The organism is Streptomyces sp. CB01201, assembly GCF_002803085.1.
Taxonomy (GTDB): Bacteria; Actinomycetota; Actinomycetes; order Streptomycetales; family Streptomycetaceae; genus Streptomyces; species Streptomyces hundungensis.
Window position 1 is genome coordinate 143920 of the sequence record NZ_NNBJ01000006.1, and the last position, 18931, is coordinate 162850.

The 18931-nt window shown below is 71.1% G+C and carries 17 protein-coding genes and 1 pseudogene; 3 read left to right on the plus strand and 15 right to left on the minus strand.

Translation table 11 applies throughout. From position 1 onward, the window contains the following. Positions 1-21: 21 nt before the first annotated feature. Positions 22-735 carry a class E sortase gene (locus CG740_RS14750; RefSeq protein ID WP_100575578.1) on the minus strand — a complete coding sequence of 238 codons (714 nt, stop codon included), beginning with the start codon at positions 733-735 and terminating at the stop codon, positions 22-24. Positions 736-759: 24 nt separating this feature from the next. Further along, complete coding sequence (locus CG740_RS14755; protein ID WP_199846448.1) at positions 760-1539, minus strand: DUF881 domain-containing protein; 780 nt, start codon at positions 1537-1539, stop codon at positions 760-762. Between the two features lie 137 nt (positions 1540-1676). Here CG740_RS14755 and crgA point away from each other — a divergent pair, with 137 nt between their 5' ends. Next, positions 1677-1931 (plus strand): cell division protein CrgA, encoded by a 255-nt coding sequence (gene crgA, locus CG740_RS14760; RefSeq protein ID WP_100575579.1) that lies wholly within the window; start codon positions 1677-1679, stop codon positions 1929-1931. Between the two features lie 303 nt (positions 1932-2234). On the opposite strand, the gene CG740_RS14765 is transcribed toward crgA, so the two are convergent. Next, entirely contained in the window at positions 2235-3122 is an 888-nt protein-coding gene (locus tag CG740_RS14765) for a rhomboid family intramembrane serine protease (RefSeq protein WP_100575580.1), read from the minus strand. Between the two features lie 85 nt (positions 3123-3207). Then, entirely contained in the window at positions 3208-3741 is a 534-nt protein-coding gene (locus CG740_RS14770) for a peptidylprolyl isomerase (RefSeq protein WP_100575581.1), read from the minus strand. 259 nt (positions 3742-4000) lie between these two features. On the opposite strand from CG740_RS14770, the gene CG740_RS14775 reads away from it, so the two are divergent. Continuing rightward, the gene (locus tag CG740_RS14775) at positions 4001-4759 is read left to right on the plus strand and encodes a DUF5324 family protein (RefSeq protein ID WP_100575582.1); all 759 of its coding nucleotides are present in this window, start codon (positions 4001-4003) and stop codon (positions 4757-4759) included. 132 nt (positions 4760-4891) lie between these two features. On the opposite strand, the gene CG740_RS14780 is transcribed toward CG740_RS14775, so the two are convergent. The 10 genes and pseudogenes from CG740_RS14780 to CG740_RS14825 form a co-directional block, all read right to left on the minus strand. Continuing rightward, complete coding sequence (locus tag CG740_RS14780; protein WP_159030298.1) at positions 4892-5113, minus strand: hypothetical protein; 222 nt, start codon at positions 5111-5113, stop codon at positions 4892-4894. A gap of 163 nt (positions 5114-5276) precedes the next feature. Further along, positions 5277-5873, minus strand: a complete 597-nt coding sequence (locus CG740_RS14785) for a GOLPH3/VPS74 family protein (RefSeq protein ID WP_159030299.1) — start codon at positions 5871-5873, stop codon at positions 5277-5279. A 47-nt stretch (positions 5874-5920) separates the two neighbouring features. After that, positions 5921-6115, minus strand: a pseudogene (locus CG740_RS14790) (indolepyruvate ferredoxin oxidoreductase subunit alpha); the annotation flags it as partial. A 49-nt stretch (positions 6116-6164) separates the two neighbouring features. Then, the gene (locus tag CG740_RS14795; protein ID WP_100575586.1) at positions 6165-7826 is read right to left on the minus strand and encodes a rhodanese-like domain-containing protein; all 1662 of its coding nucleotides are present in this window, start codon (positions 7824-7826) and stop codon (positions 6165-6167) included. Continuing rightward, the gene (ectB, locus tag CG740_RS14800; protein ID WP_100575587.1) at positions 7823-9169 is read right to left on the minus strand and encodes a diaminobutyrate--2-oxoglutarate transaminase; all 1347 of its coding nucleotides are present in this window, start codon (positions 9167-9169) and stop codon (positions 7823-7825) included. Before ectB ends, CG740_RS14795 begins: the two co-directional genes overlap by 4 nt. Before the next feature lie 5 nt (positions 9170-9174). Next, positions 9175-10533: a phosphoribosylamine--glycine ligase gene (gene purD / locus CG740_RS14805; RefSeq protein ID WP_159030300.1), complete on the minus strand. Its 1359-nt coding sequence runs from the start codon at positions 10531-10533 to the stop codon at positions 9175-9177. Beyond that, a complete protein-coding gene (locus tag CG740_RS14810; protein ID WP_100575589.1) occupies positions 10530-11804 on the minus strand; it encodes a fatty acid desaturase family protein in 1275 nt (424 codons plus the stop codon). The genes purD and CG740_RS14810 overlap by 4 nt, the downstream gene beginning before the upstream one ends. Then, a complete protein-coding gene (locus tag CG740_RS14815; protein WP_100575590.1) occupies positions 11797-12579 on the minus strand; it encodes a HalD/BesD family halogenase in 783 nt (260 codons plus the stop codon). The genes CG740_RS14810 and CG740_RS14815 overlap by 8 nt, the downstream gene beginning before the upstream one ends. A gap of 30 nt (positions 12580-12609) precedes the next feature. Continuing rightward, a complete protein-coding gene (locus CG740_RS14820) occupies positions 12610-13959 on the minus strand; it encodes an ATP-grasp domain-containing protein (RefSeq protein ID WP_100575591.1) in 1350 nt (449 codons plus the stop codon). A gap of 14 nt (positions 13960-13973) precedes the next feature. Beyond that, positions 13974-15263 carry an MFS transporter gene (locus tag CG740_RS14825; protein WP_100575592.1) on the minus strand — a complete coding sequence of 430 codons (1290 nt, stop codon included), beginning with the start codon at positions 15261-15263 and terminating at the stop codon, positions 13974-13976. A gap of 221 nt (positions 15264-15484) precedes the next feature. Between CG740_RS14825 and CG740_RS14830 the strand changes: the two genes are divergently transcribed. Continuing rightward, positions 15485-18592 (plus strand): AfsR/SARP family transcriptional regulator, encoded by a 3108-nt coding sequence (locus CG740_RS14830; RefSeq protein ID WP_100575593.1) that lies wholly within the window; start codon positions 15485-15487, stop codon positions 18590-18592. 57 nt (positions 18593-18649) lie between these two features. On the opposite strand, the gene CG740_RS40330 is transcribed toward CG740_RS14830, so the two are convergent. After that, complete coding sequence (locus tag CG740_RS40330) at positions 18650-18793, minus strand: hypothetical protein (protein ID WP_199846449.1); 144 nt, start codon at positions 18791-18793, stop codon at positions 18650-18652. Positions 18794-18931 lie beyond the last annotated feature (138 nt).

Here is an 18931-nt window from a genome sequence, read left to right on the forward strand (position 1 = left end):
GGGCCGGGGTCAGGTGTGGGGTCAGCCGTCCAAAGCTGTGGGTTTGCCCTGTGCCACGGGCTGCGTGGAGTCGAGGTGGCCCCAGACAATCAGACGGTGGCTGCTGCCCCATTCCGGGTCGCAGGTGGTGAGCGTCAGATAGCGGCCCGGCGAGCGGAACGGGGACTCGGTGGGGACGGGGTCGATGACGCCGACATCGCTGGGCACGGTCCGGAAGGGCAAGGCGTCGAGGCGGTAGGTGTACCAGGTCGTGTCGTCGCGCAGCACCACCGCGTCGCCGGGGCGCAGTTCGGGGAAGTCCTTGAACGGGTCGCCGTAGGTGCGCCGGTGGCCGGCGACGGAGAAGTTGCCCGGCTGCCCGAGCCGGGTCGTGTTGTCGTAGTGGCCGAGGCCCTTCTGGAGGTCCTTGACGGCGGTGCCTTCGAGGACCGGCTTGTGCCAGTCCTTGCCGAGCCGGGGGATGTACATGACGGCGAACGAGCGGCCCTCGGTGTACGCGGCCGGTACCGGGGCCGGCCGGGGCGCGGGCTGCTGGGACGCGGTCGGCCGGGGCGGGGCCGAGCTGGGTGCGGGGCTCTGGGCCCACTGCTGCTCAAGGCCCGATATCTGGTCGCTCGCGGCGTTGTCCGCCTTCACTCCGGTCCAGTACAGGAGGTACACGACGAACAGGACGATCAGGGTGCCCACGGTGAGGCACAGTTCGCTGAAGGACCTGACGAGGATCCGCACGGACATCGGCGGTGGCCCCCTTCCGCGCCGCTACCGCACCGGTTTCGCGTAGTGGAGATCCACTGTGCCCGAGTAGGCGTCGAGAGTCATCGTCTTGCGCTCGTCGACTTTCCAGCCGAGCCCGTAGGCCTTCACGTACAGCTGGTAGTTCTGGATCGCCTTGGAGGCGCCGAGCGCCCCGCGCAGCTTCCCGGTGTCCCCCACGGCCGTGATCTTGTACGGGGGCGAGTAGACGCGGCCCTGGAGGATCAGAGTGTTGCCGACGCAGCGCACCGCGCTGGTGGAGATCAGCCGCTGGTCCATCACCTGGATGCCCTGGGCCCCGCCCTGCCACAGCGCGTTGACCACCGCCTGGAGGTCCTGCTGGTGGATGACGAGGTCGTTGGCCTGCGGCGGGGGATAACCGGGGGCGGCGGTGGCGTTGGGCGGGGCGTCGTTGAGCGTGACGGTGAGGCCCTTGCCGGAGACCGGCGCGGTGCCCGAGGCGTCCTTGAGGCCGTTGAGGAGCTGGTCCTGGGCCTTGGTGGAGCCGTCGTCGCGCTGGGCCAGCGCGTCCACGTCGCCGCGCAGGGCCGCGGCGGCGTCGCCGAGCTCCTTGTTCTTGTGGTCGCGCTGCTTGATCAGGTCCGACAGCTTCAGGAGCGAGGCGTCGGTGCGGATGTTGGTGCCCTTGGCCGTGTTGAAACTCGTGACGAAGATGAGTCCGGCCAGAGCGAACACGGCGGCGGACAATAGACGTACGGGACGACCGCGCAGGCGTCGCCGGGGCTGTTCGGGGACCCCGTCGGGGGAGTCGGCAGAATTGCTCAACGTACCCTTATCTCCTTCGGCGCCACGGAAGCACTACGCTAACGGACGCTTGGGGGAGCATTCCCCCGCAGTTCCGTCCCCCGGCGCCGCCACAGTTCCCTGCGCGGTCACGCAGCGCATCGACAGGAGAGTTCCTCGTGCCGAAGTCACGTATCCGCAAGAAGGCCGATTTCACGCCGCCGCCCGCCAAGCAGGCGACCGCCATCAAACTGGGCAGTCGCGGCTGGGTGGCCCCGGTGATGCTGGCGTTCTTCCTCATCGGGCTGGCCTGGATCGTCCTCTTCTATGTGACCGAGGGCGATATGCCGCTCAAGGCGCTCGGAAACTGGAACATCGTCGTCGGCTTCGGCTTCATCGCGGGCGGCTTCGGCGTCTCCACGCAGTGGAAGTAGCCCGCTGACCACAGCGCAATCCGGGGCGGACGCAAGCTCTGCCCCTAGTTATCCACAGCGCTATCCACGGGGAGTGGATAACTCAGACCATCTGTGGATAACTTCCGGGATGTTGACGCCGGTGTGACTGGTTCCACCGGCTCCCACAGCACTTGTGCCCCTCGCCCCGCCTGGAAAGCACCAGGTCAGGGGCGAGGGGCACGGTCATCCCCCACCCGGTGCACAACTCCGGCCACCCTCTGTGGACAACTCTGGGGAAAGCTCGTACCGGCTGTGGCCGTATCCGCGTGCCCGGGCCTGTGGTCAGGTGAGCTGTGCCGTACGGATCAGCACGAGCACGACCGAGACCGCGAGCACCAGCGCACAGCTGCCCCACTGCACGAGCGAGCGCCGCTCGGCCGGGGCGTGCACCATGCCGATGCCGAGCAGAACGCCCGCGACCAGGCCGCCCACATGCGCCTGCCAGGCGATCCCCGACCACGCGAACGTGAAGATCAGGTTGACCACGAGCAGCCCGATGACCGGCCGCATGTCGTACTTCATCCGCCGCATCAGCACCGCGGTGGCACCGAACAGGCCGAAGATCGCGCCGGAGGCGCCGAGCGAGGACTGGTCGGGAGCAGCCAGCAGATAGGTCAGTGCGCTGCCCGCCAGGCCCGACACGAAGTACAGCGCCAGGTAGCGCGCCCGGCCGAGCGCGGCTTCCAGGGGACCGCCGATCCACCACAGGCTGAGCATGTTGAAGCCGATGTGGGCGAAGCCGTCGTGCAGGAACATCGAGGTCAGCAGGCGGTACCACTGCCCCTCGGCGACGCCCAGCGCACCCGGGACGTGTCCGGGCCACTGGCCCACCAGGACGAAGTCGGAGGTGAACCGGACCCCGACCACCAGCTTCACCACGAACAGCGCGATGTTGATCCCGATGAGGAGCTTGGTGAAAAGCTGGGGATCGCCCTTGGCCAGGACCCCACCCGCCACCGTGCGCGGCTGGTTGGCCGTCGGGGCGTGGCCGGTGCCGGAACCGGAGCGTACGCACTCGGGGCACTGGAAGCCCACCGAGGCGCTGATCATGCACTCCGGGCAGATCGGGCGCTCGCAGCGGGTGCAGCGGATGGCCGTCGGCACCCCGGGATGGCGGTAGCAGCTGGGCGGCCCGGTCTGCCGCGCCTGGTCCTGGTGGTCCTCGTTCATCGGGCTCCCTCGTCCTCGTGCAGCAGCTCCGCCCCGCTCGTCATACGGACGAGCGGGGCGGAAAGGTTCCCTGCGGAGCCGGAGATCAGCCTTCGCGGGTCTCCACGACGACCGACTCGATGACCACGTCGTTGACCGGGCGGTCGGTGCGCGGGTTGGTGTCGGTGGCGACGATCGCGTCCACGACCTTGCGGCCGGCGTCGGTCGACACCTCGCCGAAGATGGTGTGCTTGCCGGTCAGCCAGGCGGTGGGCGACACGGTGATGAAGAACTGCGAGCCGTTGGTGCCCGGGCCGGCGTTGGCCATGGCCAGCAGGTACGGCTTGGTGAAGGCCAGGTCGGGGTGGAACTCGTCGCCGAACTCGTAGCCCGGGCCGCCGGTGCCGTTGCCCAGGGGGTCGCCGCCCTGGATCATGAAGCCCTCGATGACGCGGTGGAAGACGGTGCCGTCGTACAGCCGGTCGCTGGTCTTCTGGCCGGTCGCCGGGTTCACCCACTCGCGCTCGCCCTGGGCGAGCTCGACGAAGTTCTTGACGGTCTTGGGTGCGTGGTTCGGCAGGAGCCGAATCTCGATGTCGCCCTGATTGGTCTTCAGGGTGGCGTAAAGCTGCTCGGCCACGATCTGCCTTTCCTCAAAGGTCTGTACTGACGTCCCCCCGATCCTCGCACGGACCGCGGCGCCGGAGGGAAACCGCCCGGTTACCGACAGATACCCGCCGAACGCTGCCGTACCGCCCCCAACCGTGGCATTGTCGTCCGCGAGCTCCCGCCCCGGCGGTGCGCCCCGCACCGCTTCCCCAATTGCTCCAAAGATGCGACGCCCACCCGGATGCCTTTCCGCACATGCCGGGTACTCGCAGAACAGGCATGATTTCGAGATGGGTGGAAAGGCGACATACCGAACCGCCACCAAGGAGGAGGATCACGTGACCCGCATGGAGAGCGTGCGCGCCGCAACCGGAACGGCGAAGGAGAGCGTGCTGCACGCCGCGGAAGTGGTGGCGCCCTACGCCGACTCGGCCAAGCAGCAGGCCGCACAGTATGCCCAGCACTACGCCCAGGAGGCACGCGTACGCGTGGCCCCGAAGGTGTCCAAGGCGGCAGCCCAGGCCCGAAGCCAGGCCCGGAACCAGTACGACGCCCATGTGGCGCCGCGCGTCCCGCCGAAGGTGGACGAGGTGGCCCACCAGGCGGCGAAGCACTCGCGCCGGGCCGCCCGGCAGGCCGCGGACTACGCCGCCCCGCGCGTGGAGCAGGCGGTCGCCGCCGCGCAGCCGCTGCGCGAGGAGGCCATGGCGCGCTCCGCCGCGGCGCTCGCGGCGCTGCGCGGCCAGGTGACGACGAAGGAGATCGAGAAGCTGGCGCGCAAGCACCGGCGCCGGGCCAAGGCGGCCCGGGCCGGCAAGGGCTTCCTGATCCTCGGCGTCGTCGCGGGCGGGGCGTTCGCCGCATGGCGGTGGTGGGACAAGCAGGCCAACCCGGACTGGCTGGTCGAGCCGCCCGAGGCGACCGAGGTCGTCGACCGTCCCCCGCTCAGCTCGGTGGACGGCAGCGCCGAGGCCCTCGACCCCGAGGTCCAGGCCAAGCAGGCCGAAGCGGAGGCGGAGGCCGCGGACAACGAGAAGAAGCAGCACTGACGGGACGGCTCGGCTCCGCCCCGTCCGGACGCCCGGCGACCCCCTGAGGCCGCCGGGCGTCCGGCTGTTCGGGTCCCCGGGTACCGCGCGGGCCGGGCTCCCGCCCGGCGGCACGAGCACCGGAACGGCTCGTCAGCCGCGTCGCCGCCCGGCCCGGACGAGGCACCACGCCCCGCCGCCGAGGAACACGAACGTCACACCACGCACCAGCAGACCGGCCATCATGCCGGACTCCTCGGGTAGCCCGGCGGCCCGCGCCTGCGTGCGCCAGATGACAACGCCGCCCAGAACGATCAGGGCGAACCCAGCGGCTCCCCAGCCCACCCGCGCCCTCACCGGACGTTCCTTCGTCATACCCAACTCCCCCCGCTGTGGCGGCTTTCCCGCCCCTCGGCACCTCACCGGGCCGACCACGGTTCGGTGCGAGCGGGCCGCACCGGCGAACCAGGGGCCGGGCCCTGTCCGGCAGATCTTAGGCCGAGGCCGCTCGACGGCGACCGGATCCGCCGGACAGGCCCTAGAACCGGCACACCAGCTGATGGGCGCTCGCCGCGAGGGAGGCCCGGATGCCGGCGCACACCAGCGGGATCGCCGCGAGGGTGTCGGGGGGAGCGGGGGTGAACGGGCCGATGTGCGGCGGCTGTTCGGCGCCCGTGGCCCAGGGTTCGCGGGTCGCGGTCAGCAGGGCCCGCAGGGTGCCGGCCGGATAGGCGCGGGCCGGGGCCCGGTGGTGCCGGGGCAGCAGCCGGGGGCGGGCGAGCAGGCCGGGCGGGGGCACCGGGACCAGGAGGTCCCGGTCGCGCAGGCTCTGCTCCACGCGCACCAGGGTCCGGGGCGCCAGACGCTCGACCCACTCCTGGGCCGCCCCGCCGCGCCGCCCCAGGACCAGGCGCCCCAGCACCTCGTCCTGGACGGGGTCGGCGACGCGGTCGAGGGAGAGCACCGTGAGGCCTTCGGGGCGCACGGCGATGCGGTGGGCCAGGGCGAGTTCGATCAGGACCGCGCCCGCCACGGCCCGGCCCAGCTCGATGTGCCATCCGGCCGTGCGGCCGTCGGTGACCCCCGCGACGTGCAGCAGGACCTCGTCCGCCAGCGAGACGGGTGGGGCACTCACCCGGTCGCCGCCTGCGAGATGCCGGGCAGCGGGGCCCGGTGGGCGGCCCACTCCTCGGGCAGCTCCTCCTCGTAGAAGATCGCCTCGACCGGGCAGACGGGCTCGCAGGCGCCGCAGTCCACGCACTCCTCCGGGTCGATGAACAGGGCGCGCGGCCCCTCGGTGATGCAGTCGACGGGGCACTCCTCCAGGCACGCCTTGTCCTTGACGTCCACGCAGGGTGCCGCGATCACATAGGTCATCGGCCCCTCCCGGGGGAGGCGGGCCGGGAGCCCGCGGCGGACCGGGCGGTCATGACGCCCGGCCTTCGCGCTCGGTCGGGTATCCGGCGCGCTGCCAGTACTCGAAGCCGCCGATCATCTCCTTGACGCGGAAGCCGAGCGCCGAGAGCTTGGCGGCGGCCCGTACGCCCCCGTTGCAGGCGGGCCCCCACCCGTAGACCACGTAAAGGGGCTCAGGCGCGAGCGACTTGACCGCCTCGGAGCAGATGTCCTGGTGCGGCAGGCTCCGGGCGCCACGGACGTGTTCGTCCGCGTAGGCGGCGGCGCGCCGGACGTCGAGGACCACCACCCCGCGCGCCCCCTCGGCGAGGTCGTGGTGCACGTCGTACGGATCGGTCTCGCAGGCCAGCCTGAGGTCCTGGAAGTACTCCTGGGCCCGCTCGGGGGCGGCCGGGGCGATCCCGAGGACGCGGCTGGGGGCCTCGTAGCGGATCGGCCGGTAGTCGGCGAGGCGGCGGAAGTCGCGGTAGGCGGCTTCGTAGTCCTGGTTGGAGACGAGGAAGGTGCCGCCGTTGGCGAGCAGCGAGTTGCTGCTCTCGATCTCCTCGCCGACCTCGACCTTCCACGTCATCGCGACGTCGCTCTCCAGGTCGGGTTCGACGAGCTCCTTGACGATCCCGCGCGCCTTGGGCACGACGCCGTCGAAGCAGTAGATCCGCTCGCCGTCGTAGGGGTGGCTCTTGACCCCGGACTCGATCGCGAAGGCGAGGTTCACGAAGGCGACACCGTAGTTGCGCTGCATGGCGGCGAGGCCCGCCATGCCCTTGAAGCGGGCCCCGACCTCCAGGAAGACGAGTTCGTCGTCCGCGGTGTGGAAGAGCTCCAGGTGCGAGCCGCCGTCGAGCCGGCCCAGCGCGTCCAGGGCCCGCTCGGCGAAGCCGACCATGCGGGCGACCCGGGGGTCGGAGTCGATGAGGTTGATGTCCGCGTTGACCTTGCCGCCGGGCACTTCGAGCGAGTTGACCAGGTACTCGGTCACGCCGCCGAAGACCGTGCGGCCCGCGTCGGTGACGAGGTTGACGCTGTACATCGTCCCTTCGACGAACTCCTCGTACTCGTACGCCCGCCCGAAGTCGTCCGGCAGCGAGGCGAATTCGTCCCAGCCGGTGATCTTGAGGACGCCCTCGGACGCGGCGGCGTCGGTCGGCTTGAGGATGAAGGGCAGCCCGACCTCGGCGACGAGGGCCTTGAAGTACCCGGACGCCGAGTCCGCGAAGCGGCCGGCGTCGAAACGGCCGAAGCGGGGCACCCGCACGCCCGCCTCCACCAGGCGCTGCTTCATCACGCACTTGTCGCGGTAGGGCAGGATGTCGGCGACCTGGGGCCCGGCGAGGCCCAGGCGGGTGCGCAGTTCGGCGGCGACCGTCATGTTCTGCTCGTCGTAGCAGTGGACGGTCACCTCCCGCGGCTCGGCCGTCCCGGCGGCGAGGAGCTGGGCGAGCACGGACTGCGCCGCGTCCAGGTCGACGAGCGAGTACAGCATCGGGGTGGGGTCGGGCAGGCCGCACGGGACGATGTGGATCTCCTCGAACCAGCCGCGCTGCTCGTCGTCCAGGTTGGACGCGTCGCGGTCGGCGAAGATCCCGATCAGCCGGACCTCGTCCGGGGCGACCAGCAGGTCGTGCCGGAACACCCCGAACCCGCGGGTGGAGATGACGACGGCGGTCTTCATGCGGCGTGGACCTCGTTCAGGGACTCGGCGGAACGTCGGCCGGTGGCCGGGGGAAGGGGGGCGGAGCGGGTGCCGGTGAGCTCGGTCAGCGCGTCGACCAGCGTGTTCAGGCCCGCCGAGAGGTTGACCTGGCTGATGGTGAGCGGCGGAAGGAGCTTGAGCACCTCGTCGTGACGGCCGCAGGTCTCGATGATCAGCCCCTTCTCGAAGCAGCGCCGCGAGACGTCGGCCGCCTCCACGCCGGGGACCTCGCCGAGGTCGACGGCCCGCATCAGACCGAGCCCGCGGACCCGGGCGCCGAAGGGGGCGGCGATCTGGCGGTCGAGGAAGTCCGAGACCAGCTCGGACTTGGTGCGGATCTGCTTGGCGAAGGCGTTGTCGGACCAGTAGTGCCGGATCGCGGCCGCGGCCGCGACGAAGGCGAGCTGGTTGCCGCGGAAGGTGCCGTTGTGCTGGCCCGGACGCCAGATGTCGTACTCCGGTTTGATCAGGACGATGGCCATGGGCAGGCCGTAGCCGCCGATCGACTTGGAGAGGGTGACCAGGTCCGGGGTGATGCCGGCCCGCTCGAAGGAGAAGAAGCTGCCCGTGCGGCCGCAGCCCGCCTGGATGTCGTCGACGACGAGCAGGATGCCGTGGCTGTCGCACAGGGCGCGCAGCTCCTTCAGGAAGGGCACCGGCGCCACCCACACACCGCCCTCCCCCTGCACGGTCTCAAGCAGGACGGCGGCGGGCTTGTCGACGCCGGAGCTCGGGTCGTCCAGGAGGCGCCGCAGCAGCCCGATGCTGTCGAACTCGCCCTGCGGGGAGTCCGGGTAGGGGATGTGGGTGACCTGGGGCAGCGTCGACTCCAGGCCCTGGCGGTAGTACTGGGCGCCGGTGGCCGCGAGCGAGCCGGTGCTGACGCCGTGGAAGCCGCCGCCGAACGCGATCACATTGGTGCGGCCGGTGGCCAGCCGGGCCACCTTCAGGGCGGCCTCGACGGCGTTGGTTCCCGACGGGCTGGTGAACTGCACCTTGTAGTCGAGGCCGCGGGGTTCGAGGATGTGGGTCCGCAGGGCTTCGAGGAACGCCGCCTTCGCCGAGGTCGCCAGGTCGAGGCCGTGGACGATCCCGTCGTGCTCCAGGTAGGCGATCAGCTCTTCCTTGATCAGGTCCGGGTTGTGCCCGTAGTTGAGCGTTCCGGCCCCGGCCAGGAAGTCGATGTAGCGCGAGCCGTCCGCGCTGGTGAGCAGGTCGCCCTTGGCGCTGGTGAACAGCGCGGGGAAGGCGCGCGAGTAGGAGCGGACGGCCGACTCGGTGGTCTCGAACAGGGTGGGCGTGCCGACGGTGAGCGTGGTCATGGGGGTCAACTCCTGAGCTGTGCGGCGGCGGCCGGCTCGGCGCCGGAGGGAAGGGAGCCGTCCTCGAAGGCGGCTCCGATGTCGGAGCGGAAGCGCATACCGGGGAAGGAGACGCTGCCGATGCGCCGGTAGGCCTGGGCCCGCGCCTCGGCGAGCGTGGTGCCGGTGCCGACCACGTGCAGCACCCGGCCGCCGCTGGTCACCGGCGGCCCGTCGGCCGCGGCCCGCAGATTGGCGTAGAACAGCCGGGTCTGCTCCAGCGGGAACGGGGCCAGCCCGAGCACCGGCTGGCCCGTGTCGTACGCGCCGAACGGCCAGCCCGGCGCGGCCTGCGGGTCGGTGTCGTCCAGGCAGCCCTGGGTCAGCGCGACGCTGCACCGCACGAGACCGTCCGTGACGAGCAGGCTGCTCGCGAGGTCCTGGCGCAGCACCGCGCGGCACAGCTCGGTGAAGTCGCTGTGCACACCCGGCAGTACGGCCTCCGCCTCGGAGTCGCCGAAGCGTGTGTTGATCTCGATGACCTTCAGGCCCTCGTCCGTCAGCATCGCCCCGATGTAGACGAACCCGGTGTAGGTGAGGCCCTCCGCCTTCAGGCCCGCGACGAGCGGCTCGACGAGGTCGCGGCGCAGCTGTTCGAGCAGGGCGGGCGAGGCCTGCGGGTGCGGGGCGATCGAGCCCATGCCGTCGCAGTTCTTGCCGGCGTCCCGCTCCAGGGTCCGCTTGAAGTCGAGCGCGGTCGGGAACAGCAGGTAGTCGGCGCCGTCGAGCAGCGCGAACACCGAGATCTCCCGGCCGTACAGCCGTTCCTCGACGACGACTTGGAAGCCCTCGCCCTGCGCTGCCGCGAACGCGTCCACGGCCGCCTCCGCCTCGGCCGTGGTGGCGCACACGACCGAGCCGTCGCCGTCGGGGGTGAGCCCGTCGGTCTTGACGACGCAGGCGTACGGCTGCTGCTGGACATGGGCCTTGGCGGCGCCGGGATCGGTGAACGCCGCGTACCGCGCGGTGGGCAGCCCGTGGCTGGCGCAGAAGAGCTTGCCGCGCTCCTTGCTGGCCTCGATGCGGGCGGCCTCCGCGGACGGGCCGATCACCCGGTGCCCGTGGGCGGTCAGGACGTCGACGTAGCCGGCCGACAGCGCGTCGATGTTGGCGACGAGGACGAACTCCACCGGGTGCTCGGCCAGGAACGCCAGGGCCGTCGCCGGGTCGTCGAACCGGATCTCCGGTACGGGCACGATGCGCTCGGCCGCCAGGGCGTCGCAGCCCGGCCCGTAGTAGACCGTGACGGTCGGGTCCGTCCGGACGAACAGGTCACAGATCGCGTGGCCGCGCCCCGTGCCGTCGACCACGAGTATGTGCGTCACAGCTGCTCCTTCTTGACCCGGCCGTCGGGGCGTACGACGCCCGAGACGACGGGCACCGATTCCGTCCAGGGGGTCGGTTCGACGTCCGCGGGCAGACCCGCGCTGTTGCCGCCGACCTGGCCGGCCGCCTGGAGATGGTCGGCGAGCGAACCCCACACCTCGGTGTAGCGCTCGGGCCGGTTGTCCTGGTCGTCCGCCCTGATCCAGGGCGAGTTGGCCCAGTCGCAGGCCGGCATGACGTGGTGCAGATCGTGCTGGACGGTGTCACCGACGAGCACGAACATCCGGTACGAGGAGTGCACCACCAGCATCCGGAAGGTCCACCGGCCCCAGGCCGCGGCCCGGCGCGGGCCGGTGACCGAGTCCTCGGGGACGGCCTCGCCGCAGAACCGGCCGAAGGTCAGCAGGTCGCGCTTGTCGCGGGGGAGGCGGTCCTCGTTGCCGAACAGCCACCAGCGGTGCTCGGTCATCGTGTAGAGGAAGGTGCAGCCCTGGAAGAAGACCGACGCCGGCACCAGCCAGAGCACCAGCCACTGGACCCACCAGCCGGTCAGGACCAGGAACGCCGCGGTGGCGGCCAGGTAGGCGAGGGACATCGCGAGGCGGTAGCGCGGGGTGACGCCCACGAAGTTCGACTTGACGCGGTTGCCGAAGAACCGGGCGTGGTGGCGCGGCGAGAGCAGCGCGGCCCACAGGTAGCGGCGGAACTCCGAGCGGCTCATGCCCGGCCGCATGCCCGTCGAAAGGAGGTAGCGGGTGTCGCCGTCCTTCATCGAGCAGGGGTAGGCGTGGTGGAGCAGGTGCTCCTTGCGGTTGTCGTCGTAGGGGCTGCGCCAGAACAGCGTGGTGATGAGCTCCCCGACGAGCCGGTTGCTCCACTCCTTCTTGGTGAACATGCGGTGCAGCGTCTGGTGGACCACCACGACGTCGAGGCGCCGCATGCCGCCGCTGGTCAGCAGCCAGCCGAGCACCAGGAGGGGCGCGGTGAGGACGGTGAGGGGCCGTATCGCGTACGCGCCGAGCGCGATGCCGAGGGCGATCTGCGCGATGCCGAGCAGGCCGGCCTTGGTGGGGCTCCACGGGATGAGCTGCTTGCCGCCCCTGAGCGGAACGCCGGTCACCCAGGTCAGATAGGGCTGGACGAAGCCGGGCAGCCGGCGCATGCTCTCGCGGGGCTCGCCCGCGATGAGCGCCAGCGCGTCGGTCTCGGGCCCGGTCCCGGTACCGCCCTCGGTGCCGGGCGCGGTCCGGGTGGTCTGCGACTCAGACACCGACTCCCCCGAACAGTACGTCGTTGGTCTCGTGGGTGATCTCGCGCTGGAGGTCCGCGCCGCTCGCCCAGGTCATGTTCACGATCGTGCGGCTGGTCTCGCCGCGGATCGGATAGACCCGGTGCATGGTGGTGTCCGTCTTCACGACGTAGGCGTCGCCGGCCTCGAAGGCGTACGACCTGACCTGGCTCTTCAGCAGGGCGCCGTGCACATCGGGGTTCTCCTTGTCCCACGAGGTGTGCGGCACGGCCTGGACGAAGCCGCCGTCGCGGTAGTCGGGGGCGCGCAGGACGAGGATGAAGCCGTAGGTGTAGTCGTCCCAGTGCCAGCCGTGGGTGTCACCGTTCTTCCCGAGGCGGCTGATCACGTAGTGCTCGCCGGCGTAGGGGCAGGTGTGCACCTCCTCGCCGACCACCCGGGACAGCAGGTCCTTGACCGCCGGGGAGAAGTAGGTGGCGTGGATGAGCGGGCCGTGTTCCTTGATGACCGGCTGGCCGACCGTGGTCATCTGGCGCGGGGTGCCGTCGGTGATGTCGAAGCTGAACTTCCGGTCCACGCCGTGCTCGTCCATGATCCCGGCCGCCTCGTCCTGGAGCGGGGCGAGCAGCTCGGGCGGGCAGAAGCCGCGCAGCGGCACGATGTGCTCGGACCGGAACTTCTCCTGGAGGCCGGCCAGGGCCTCGCCGGTGAAGCGCGCGGCGAAGTGCTCGGCGAAGAGGCGTTCGGGCTCGGAGGCGGTGCCCGGCTCCGGGATCGCCTGGGTGGTGACGGTCATGCGGTGTCTCCTTCGAAGTGGCCGGCGGCGTCAGCCGCGCGATGCCGTGAGGTGGTGGAAACGGGGGGAGATCAGCTGGTTGTTGGGGTTGTCGCCCAGCGGCCGGCCGTCGAAGAGGGTGTCCCTGCGGGCCGCGAGCGCCTTGTGGTGCAGCTCGGGCGCGGAGTCCGCGGTGACGACGACCATGCCGACGACGTCGAGCTGGTCCGCCCGCCCCGAAAGGGGCTCGCCGACGGCCTTGGTCAGGCGGCCGTACTCGGTGCCCGCCGGGAAGTCGAGCCGCTTCATCTCGGCGGCCCCGGGCGGCGGAAGCAGCAGCATGTCGGCGGAGTAGCGGGGCGCCCGGGTCAGGAACGACAGGTCGGGAGCCCGGCCGCAGGCCAGGTCGGTGAGCGGGACCGCGTAGTCGACGGCGAAGGCGTTCCCGATGCAGACCGCCATGCCGACGCCGGCGGTGCGCAGGTTGAAGTCGATGAGTTCGATGGGCCCCTCGTCGGGGACCATGACCTCCAAGTGGGTGGGGCCGTGCGTGATGCCGAGGGCGCGGTGGAGTTCCACGGCCCGCGCGACGATCTCGTCGTGGCGCGGGTGGTGGTACGGGAAGACGACGCCCTGCTCTACGACCGGGTCCAGGGCGGAGAGATAGCGTCCGGTGAGCCCGACGACCCGGACCTCGCCCTGGTCCACCAGGGACTCCACCGACAGCAGCTCGCCCTCGGCCCGCTCCTCCAGGACGAACGCCCCGTGCGCCAGGATGAAGTCCTTCATCAGCGTGTTCACCACGCTTGCCGCCGCCACCCGGTCGGCCGCCGCGCGCAGTTCGTCGAGCGAGCCCACGGTGAAGCACAGGGCGCTGCCCGTGCCGTTGGCCGGCTTGAGCACGGCGGGCCGGTCGAAGTTCCAGTGGTCCCAGGTGAGCGCCTCGTCCAGGGTCTCCGAGCGCAGTCCGGTCAGGCCCGCGGCGTACAGGGTGCGGCGGACCCAGAACTTGTCGAGTGCCCGTGCCACCTGGGCCGCCCCGGTCGTCGGCAGCCCGGCCCGCTCCCGGAGCTCGGCCTCGTGGCGCAGCGCGCCCTCGAACGCGGCGTAGGTGCCGGCCACCGAGAAGCGTCCGAGGACGTCGTCCAGGAGCGGGCGCACCGTCCCGTCGGTCCAGGACGCGACCGGAATCACCTCGTCCACGAGGCCGTCCGGGACGGCGAACGGGCCGGCGGCCTGGAGCGGGCCGTGGTTCAGGGCGATGACGCGGAAGCCGCGCCGCTTGGCCTCCCGGGCCACCAGGACCATGTGGTTGAGCAGTTCGAGCAGAACGAAGGCCTGCGGTTTCGCGGGCTCCTGGTCCTTCTCGCGCGCCTCCTGGCGCTGTTCCGGCTGCGTCATGGTGCTGCTTCCTCTCAGCTGGTGGGGACTTCTTCGGGGCGGGCGGCCTGCGGGGCCGGCCCTGCCGCGGGCGAGGACGCCCCGATGCGCCTGCGCAGGACCTCCCAGCCGATGACCAGGGCCGCGATGAGGGCGATGTCCGCGTAGAGGGCGGGCTCGATTCCCAGGCCGTCCATGCCCCGGGCGAAGACGAAGGCGAAGACCGCCATCAGGCTGTAGCCGATGGCCGTCTGCACCCCCACGACCGAGGAGACCTGTGCGTCCGGGGTGCGCGCGATCATGAGCTTGAACTGGTGCACCCAGATGACTTCTCCGCAGAGCACGACGAGGGAGAAGAGGCCCACGCAGAGATAGATGTTTCCCCGCGCCGCCGGCATGGCGAGATAGGCGATGGTGCTGACGGCGACCGCCGCCATGTTCACCCTCTTCTCGTTCGCCGCCGTGATCATTCCGCGCCGGCTGGCGAATTGATAGGCGAAGATCCCGACCATGATGCTGATCGATTCAAAGGTGAAGAAGAGGGCGGTCCCGGACTCTCCGTAGTGGAACCAGACTTCGGGAATCACGGTGATGAGCGATTCATAGGTCGCCTGGAACGCGGTCACGGAAAGGACGATGTAGAACACCGCGCTCGCGATGGTCTCGTCCCGCGCCATCAGGGCGAACGCGCCGCGCGCGCCGGAGAGGCTGCCGCGTCGCTCCGCGGCCCTGGCAGCCCGCAGCGACTCCTCCAGCCTGCTCTCGTTCGGCCGGACGAACACCATGAGGACGGCCGCCACCAGGAACGCCGTGGCGTCGATCCACACCACCGCGGTGAATCCGACGAACTTCAGGATGAACACGCCGACCGCGCCCGCGAGCGCCATGGCGAGCGGCAGGCTGGAGTTGAAGACCGGTGAGTACATCTCGGTCTCGCGCTCGTCGAAGAACTGCACCAGCGCCTTCACCCTGGCATTGCTCACAGCACTCTTGAGCAGGGATCTGACGAAGATGATGACCACGGCCCCGGCGAACATCCCGGGCCCGAGGAAGGCCAGGAAGAGCAGGGTTATCGCAGCCGTCACGACATTCAGCCGGATGAGCAGCGACTTCGCGTTCTGCCGGTCGATGTACTGGGCGGCGAAAATTCCGACGAAGAGGTTGGCGATCCAGTCCGCCCCGAAGATGATCGCGGACAGGGTCGCGCTGCCACTCTGCTGGAACACATAGGCGGCGTACGAAATCATCAGCAGCTTCGAGCCGAAGAGCGAAATGAAGGAGGCCAGGAAACTGAGCAGGAAATTTCTGCGTATATAGACGCTCATACCTGTTTGATCTTTCTGCCGGGATCGACTCCCCACCTCCACGGAGCGGCTGGGGCGGGCCGTCGCGACGCGGGACCGTGGTTCACTCGTGCTTGCCCCTGGAGTCTTCGGCAGGGTGTTCCCGATCACGTACCGAACCGGTACCCACCGCCCCGAAGGCCGCCTAATATCGGCGCAACACGCCCCCTACCTGGGGTTTTCAAGCTTTGTGGCGGTGCGCGATGACGGAATCCGAGGGCCGGTCGGTACGGTTCAACATCCTTGGTTCGCTTGAGGGATGGGTGGACGGCCGTCGGGTGAAGCTGGGCGGCCCGATCCAGGAACGCGTCCTGACCGTGCTGCTCCTGGAGGCCAACCGCGTGGTGCCGGTGTACCGGCTCATCGAGGCGGCCTGGGAGGAAGAGCCGCCCGCCACCGCCGTCCAGCAAATACGCAAGGCCGTGGCCGAAATCCGTCGGCGTATTCCCGGCGGTCCGCAATTCCTGCTCACCGAGGGGGCCGGCTATCTGGCCCTGATCGCGGACGATGAGCAGCTCGATCTCCAGATGTTCCTGCGCGAGACCAAACGGGCCGCGGCCGCGGCGGCCGAGGGGCGCCCGGTCCAGGCCGTGGCGGGGCTGCGCGAGGCCCTGGCCCTGTGGCGCGGCAGCATGATGTCGGGTGCGGGCGGACCGGTCGTCGCCGCCGCCTCGGCCGCGCTCGAAGAACACCGCCTCGCCGCCCTTGAGCAGCTCTTCGAGCTCCGCCTGGCCCTCGGGGAGGACAACGAACTCGTGGGCGGGCTGCGGGAGTCCGTCGGCTCCCACCCGCTGCGGGAGCGGCTGCGCGGCCAGCTGATGCTCGCGCTCTACCGCTCGGGCCGCCAGGCCGAGGCACTCGCCGAGTACGGCCGGATCAGGGAGCTGCTGGCCGAGGAACTCGGCATCGACCCGGGCCCCGAGCTGTCCCGGCTGCACGAACGCATGCTGCGGGCCGACACGGAACTCGCCGCGCCCACCCGCCCCGCGCCCCCGCCTCCCGCCCCCGAAGCACCGGTGATCGAAGCATCCGCAACCGAAGTACCGGCGCCCGCACCGCCGTTCACGCCCCAGCGCACCTCCGACGGCGTCCCCGCGCCGCCCTGCACCCTGCCGTACGACTTGACGGACTTCACCGGCCGCGAACAGGAGTTGGCCCGGCTGCTCGCCCTCGCGGTACGCGGCGGCGACGCCGGTGAACGCACCCCCATCGTCGGCATCGACGGGATGGGCGGCTCGGGCAAGACCACCTTGGCCGTGCACGCGGCCCACCGGCTCGCCGAGGCGTTCCCCGACGGCCGCCTCTATGTGGACCTGCGCGGTTTCACACCCGGCCAACGGCCGCTCCAGCCCGACTCCGTGGCCGGTCTGCTGCTCAAGGCGCTGGGCGGCCCGGACACCCGGATCCCCGACGACGAGGAGGCCCGCTTCGCGCTGTGGCGGTCCTCGGTGGCGAACCGGCGGATGCTGCTCATCCTCGACAACGCGGCCGACACCGCTCAGCTCCGGCCGCTGCTCTCGGCCATGCCGTACGGCTTCGTCATGGTCACCGGCCGGGTCCGCCTGGTCGACCTCGACGGCGCCCAGTGGATCTCGCTCAGCAGCATGGCCCCCGACGAGAGTTCGGCCCTGCTGGCCAAGACGCTCGGCGAGGAGCGCCTGGCCGCCGAGCCGAAGGCCGCCGCCGCACTCGCCGAGCTGTGCGGCCACCTTCCGCTCGCCCTGCGCATCGCCACGGCCAAGCTGCGCAACCGCCCGCTGTGGACCCTGCAATACCTGACCGGCCGGCTCCGGGACGAGTCACGGCTGCTCAAGGAGCTGAGCTCCAGCGAACGCAGCGTCGCCACCAGCGTCCAGCTCTCCTACCAGGCGCTGGAGCCCGAACACCGGCGTGCCTTCCGGCTGCTCGGCCTGCATCCGGGCTCCGACGTCGACAGCCACACGGCCGCCGCGCTCATCGGCACCTCGGTGCCCGAGGCCGAGGAGAGCCTGGAGGCCCTGCTCGACGCGCACCTGCTGCGTCAGCAGGCGCTCGGCCGCTACACCTTCCACGACCTGGTACGCAGCTTCGCGCGCGGCCTGTGGCAGGCACGCACGACCCCGGAGTCGAGCGCGGTCCTCGACCGGCTGCTCGACTACTACATCGCCGCCACCGACGAGGCCTGCGGCCTGCTCTTCCCCGGCTGGGTCGGATACGCCGCCACCCCCGTCACCCCGCCCGCCGAACTGCCGCCGCTGGACGACGAGTTGACGGCGGGTCACTGGTTCGACGAGGAGATGCCGGCCCTGCGGGCGGCCGTCGCCCTCGGCCACGAGCGGGGCCATCACCGGCAGGCCGCCTACCTCGCCCGCAACACGATGTTCCATCTGCACCAGCGCGGCGATGTGAAGGGGCTGCGGGAGACCGGGGAGCTGGGCGTGGCCGCGGCCCGCGACGCCCAGGACCTGCACACGCTGCGGCTGAACCTGATCAACCTGTCCACGGTCCACTCGGCGGCCGGTGACTTCCGCAAGACCGCGCGGCTCTGCGAGGAGGGGCTGCGCATCGTCCGGTCGCAGGAGGACCGTCGCGGCGAAGGCTCCTTCCTCGACCAGCTCGGCTGGGCCCACGGCTGCCTGGGCGACCTGCACGAGGGGCGGCGCCACCTGCGCGAGGCGGTCGCGGCACAGCGGGCGGTCGGGGACCAGCACCGCGAGGCCTTCGCCCTGGGCAATCTCAGCTCGCTGCACATCTGGCTGGGCGAGACGGCGGACGCGGTGGCGACCGCCCGGCAGTCCGCCCGGCTCCAGCAGCAGGTCGGCGCGCATCAGCCGCAGACCGCCGCGCTCAACGACCTGGCCGTCGCCCATCTGGCCGGGAACGACCCGGCGTCCGCCCGCACGGTCCTGGACGAGGCGCTCCGGGTCGGCGAGAAGTCCTCGATGCCCCGCAACCTCGCCCTCACGCACGCCCTCATGGCCGACCTCTGCCAGCGCGAGGGCCGCGGCGAACAGGCCCCGGCCCTCGCGGCCCGGGCCCTGGAGCTGGTGGCCCCCCTGGGCGCACGGGCCTGGCAGTGCCAGATCGAGAACATCGCCGGACTCGTCCACCGGCGGCGCGGGGAGCACCGCGAGGCACTGGAACTGCACCGGAGCGCCTTCCGGCATGCCTCCGGCATCGAGTTCCGCATCGAGATCGCCCGCGCCCTGGACGGCATGGCGCAGGCCGCTCAGGCCCTGGGGGACCCCGTGGCCGCGGCGGACCACCGCCGGCGGGCGGAGGCCCACTTCGACGCGATGTCCGTCCCGCAGGGCTTCCGCCGGCGCTCCTGACACGGCGGTGCCCCGCTCCCCGGCAGGGGGGAGCGGGGCACCGCCGTACCGCGCGGGTCAGCCCCCCACGGTCACGCGGGCCATGCCGCCGCCGTCGGCCACCACCGGCTGCCCGGTGGCACCGTGCTGCGCCGCCGCCCCCAGGCCGAAAGCCAGCGCCAACGCCAGAATCCCGACCAGGCCCGCCAACTTGCTCCGCATCGTTCCCCCTGTTGTGATCCAGTACTGCTGTGCGGAACCGATACTGATGCATGCGATTCCCAAACAGAATCCCCACGGATACCGCACGGATACCGCCGCATCCCGGCCACCGCCGGAGCCCGGCCCGGCCCGTCGGCC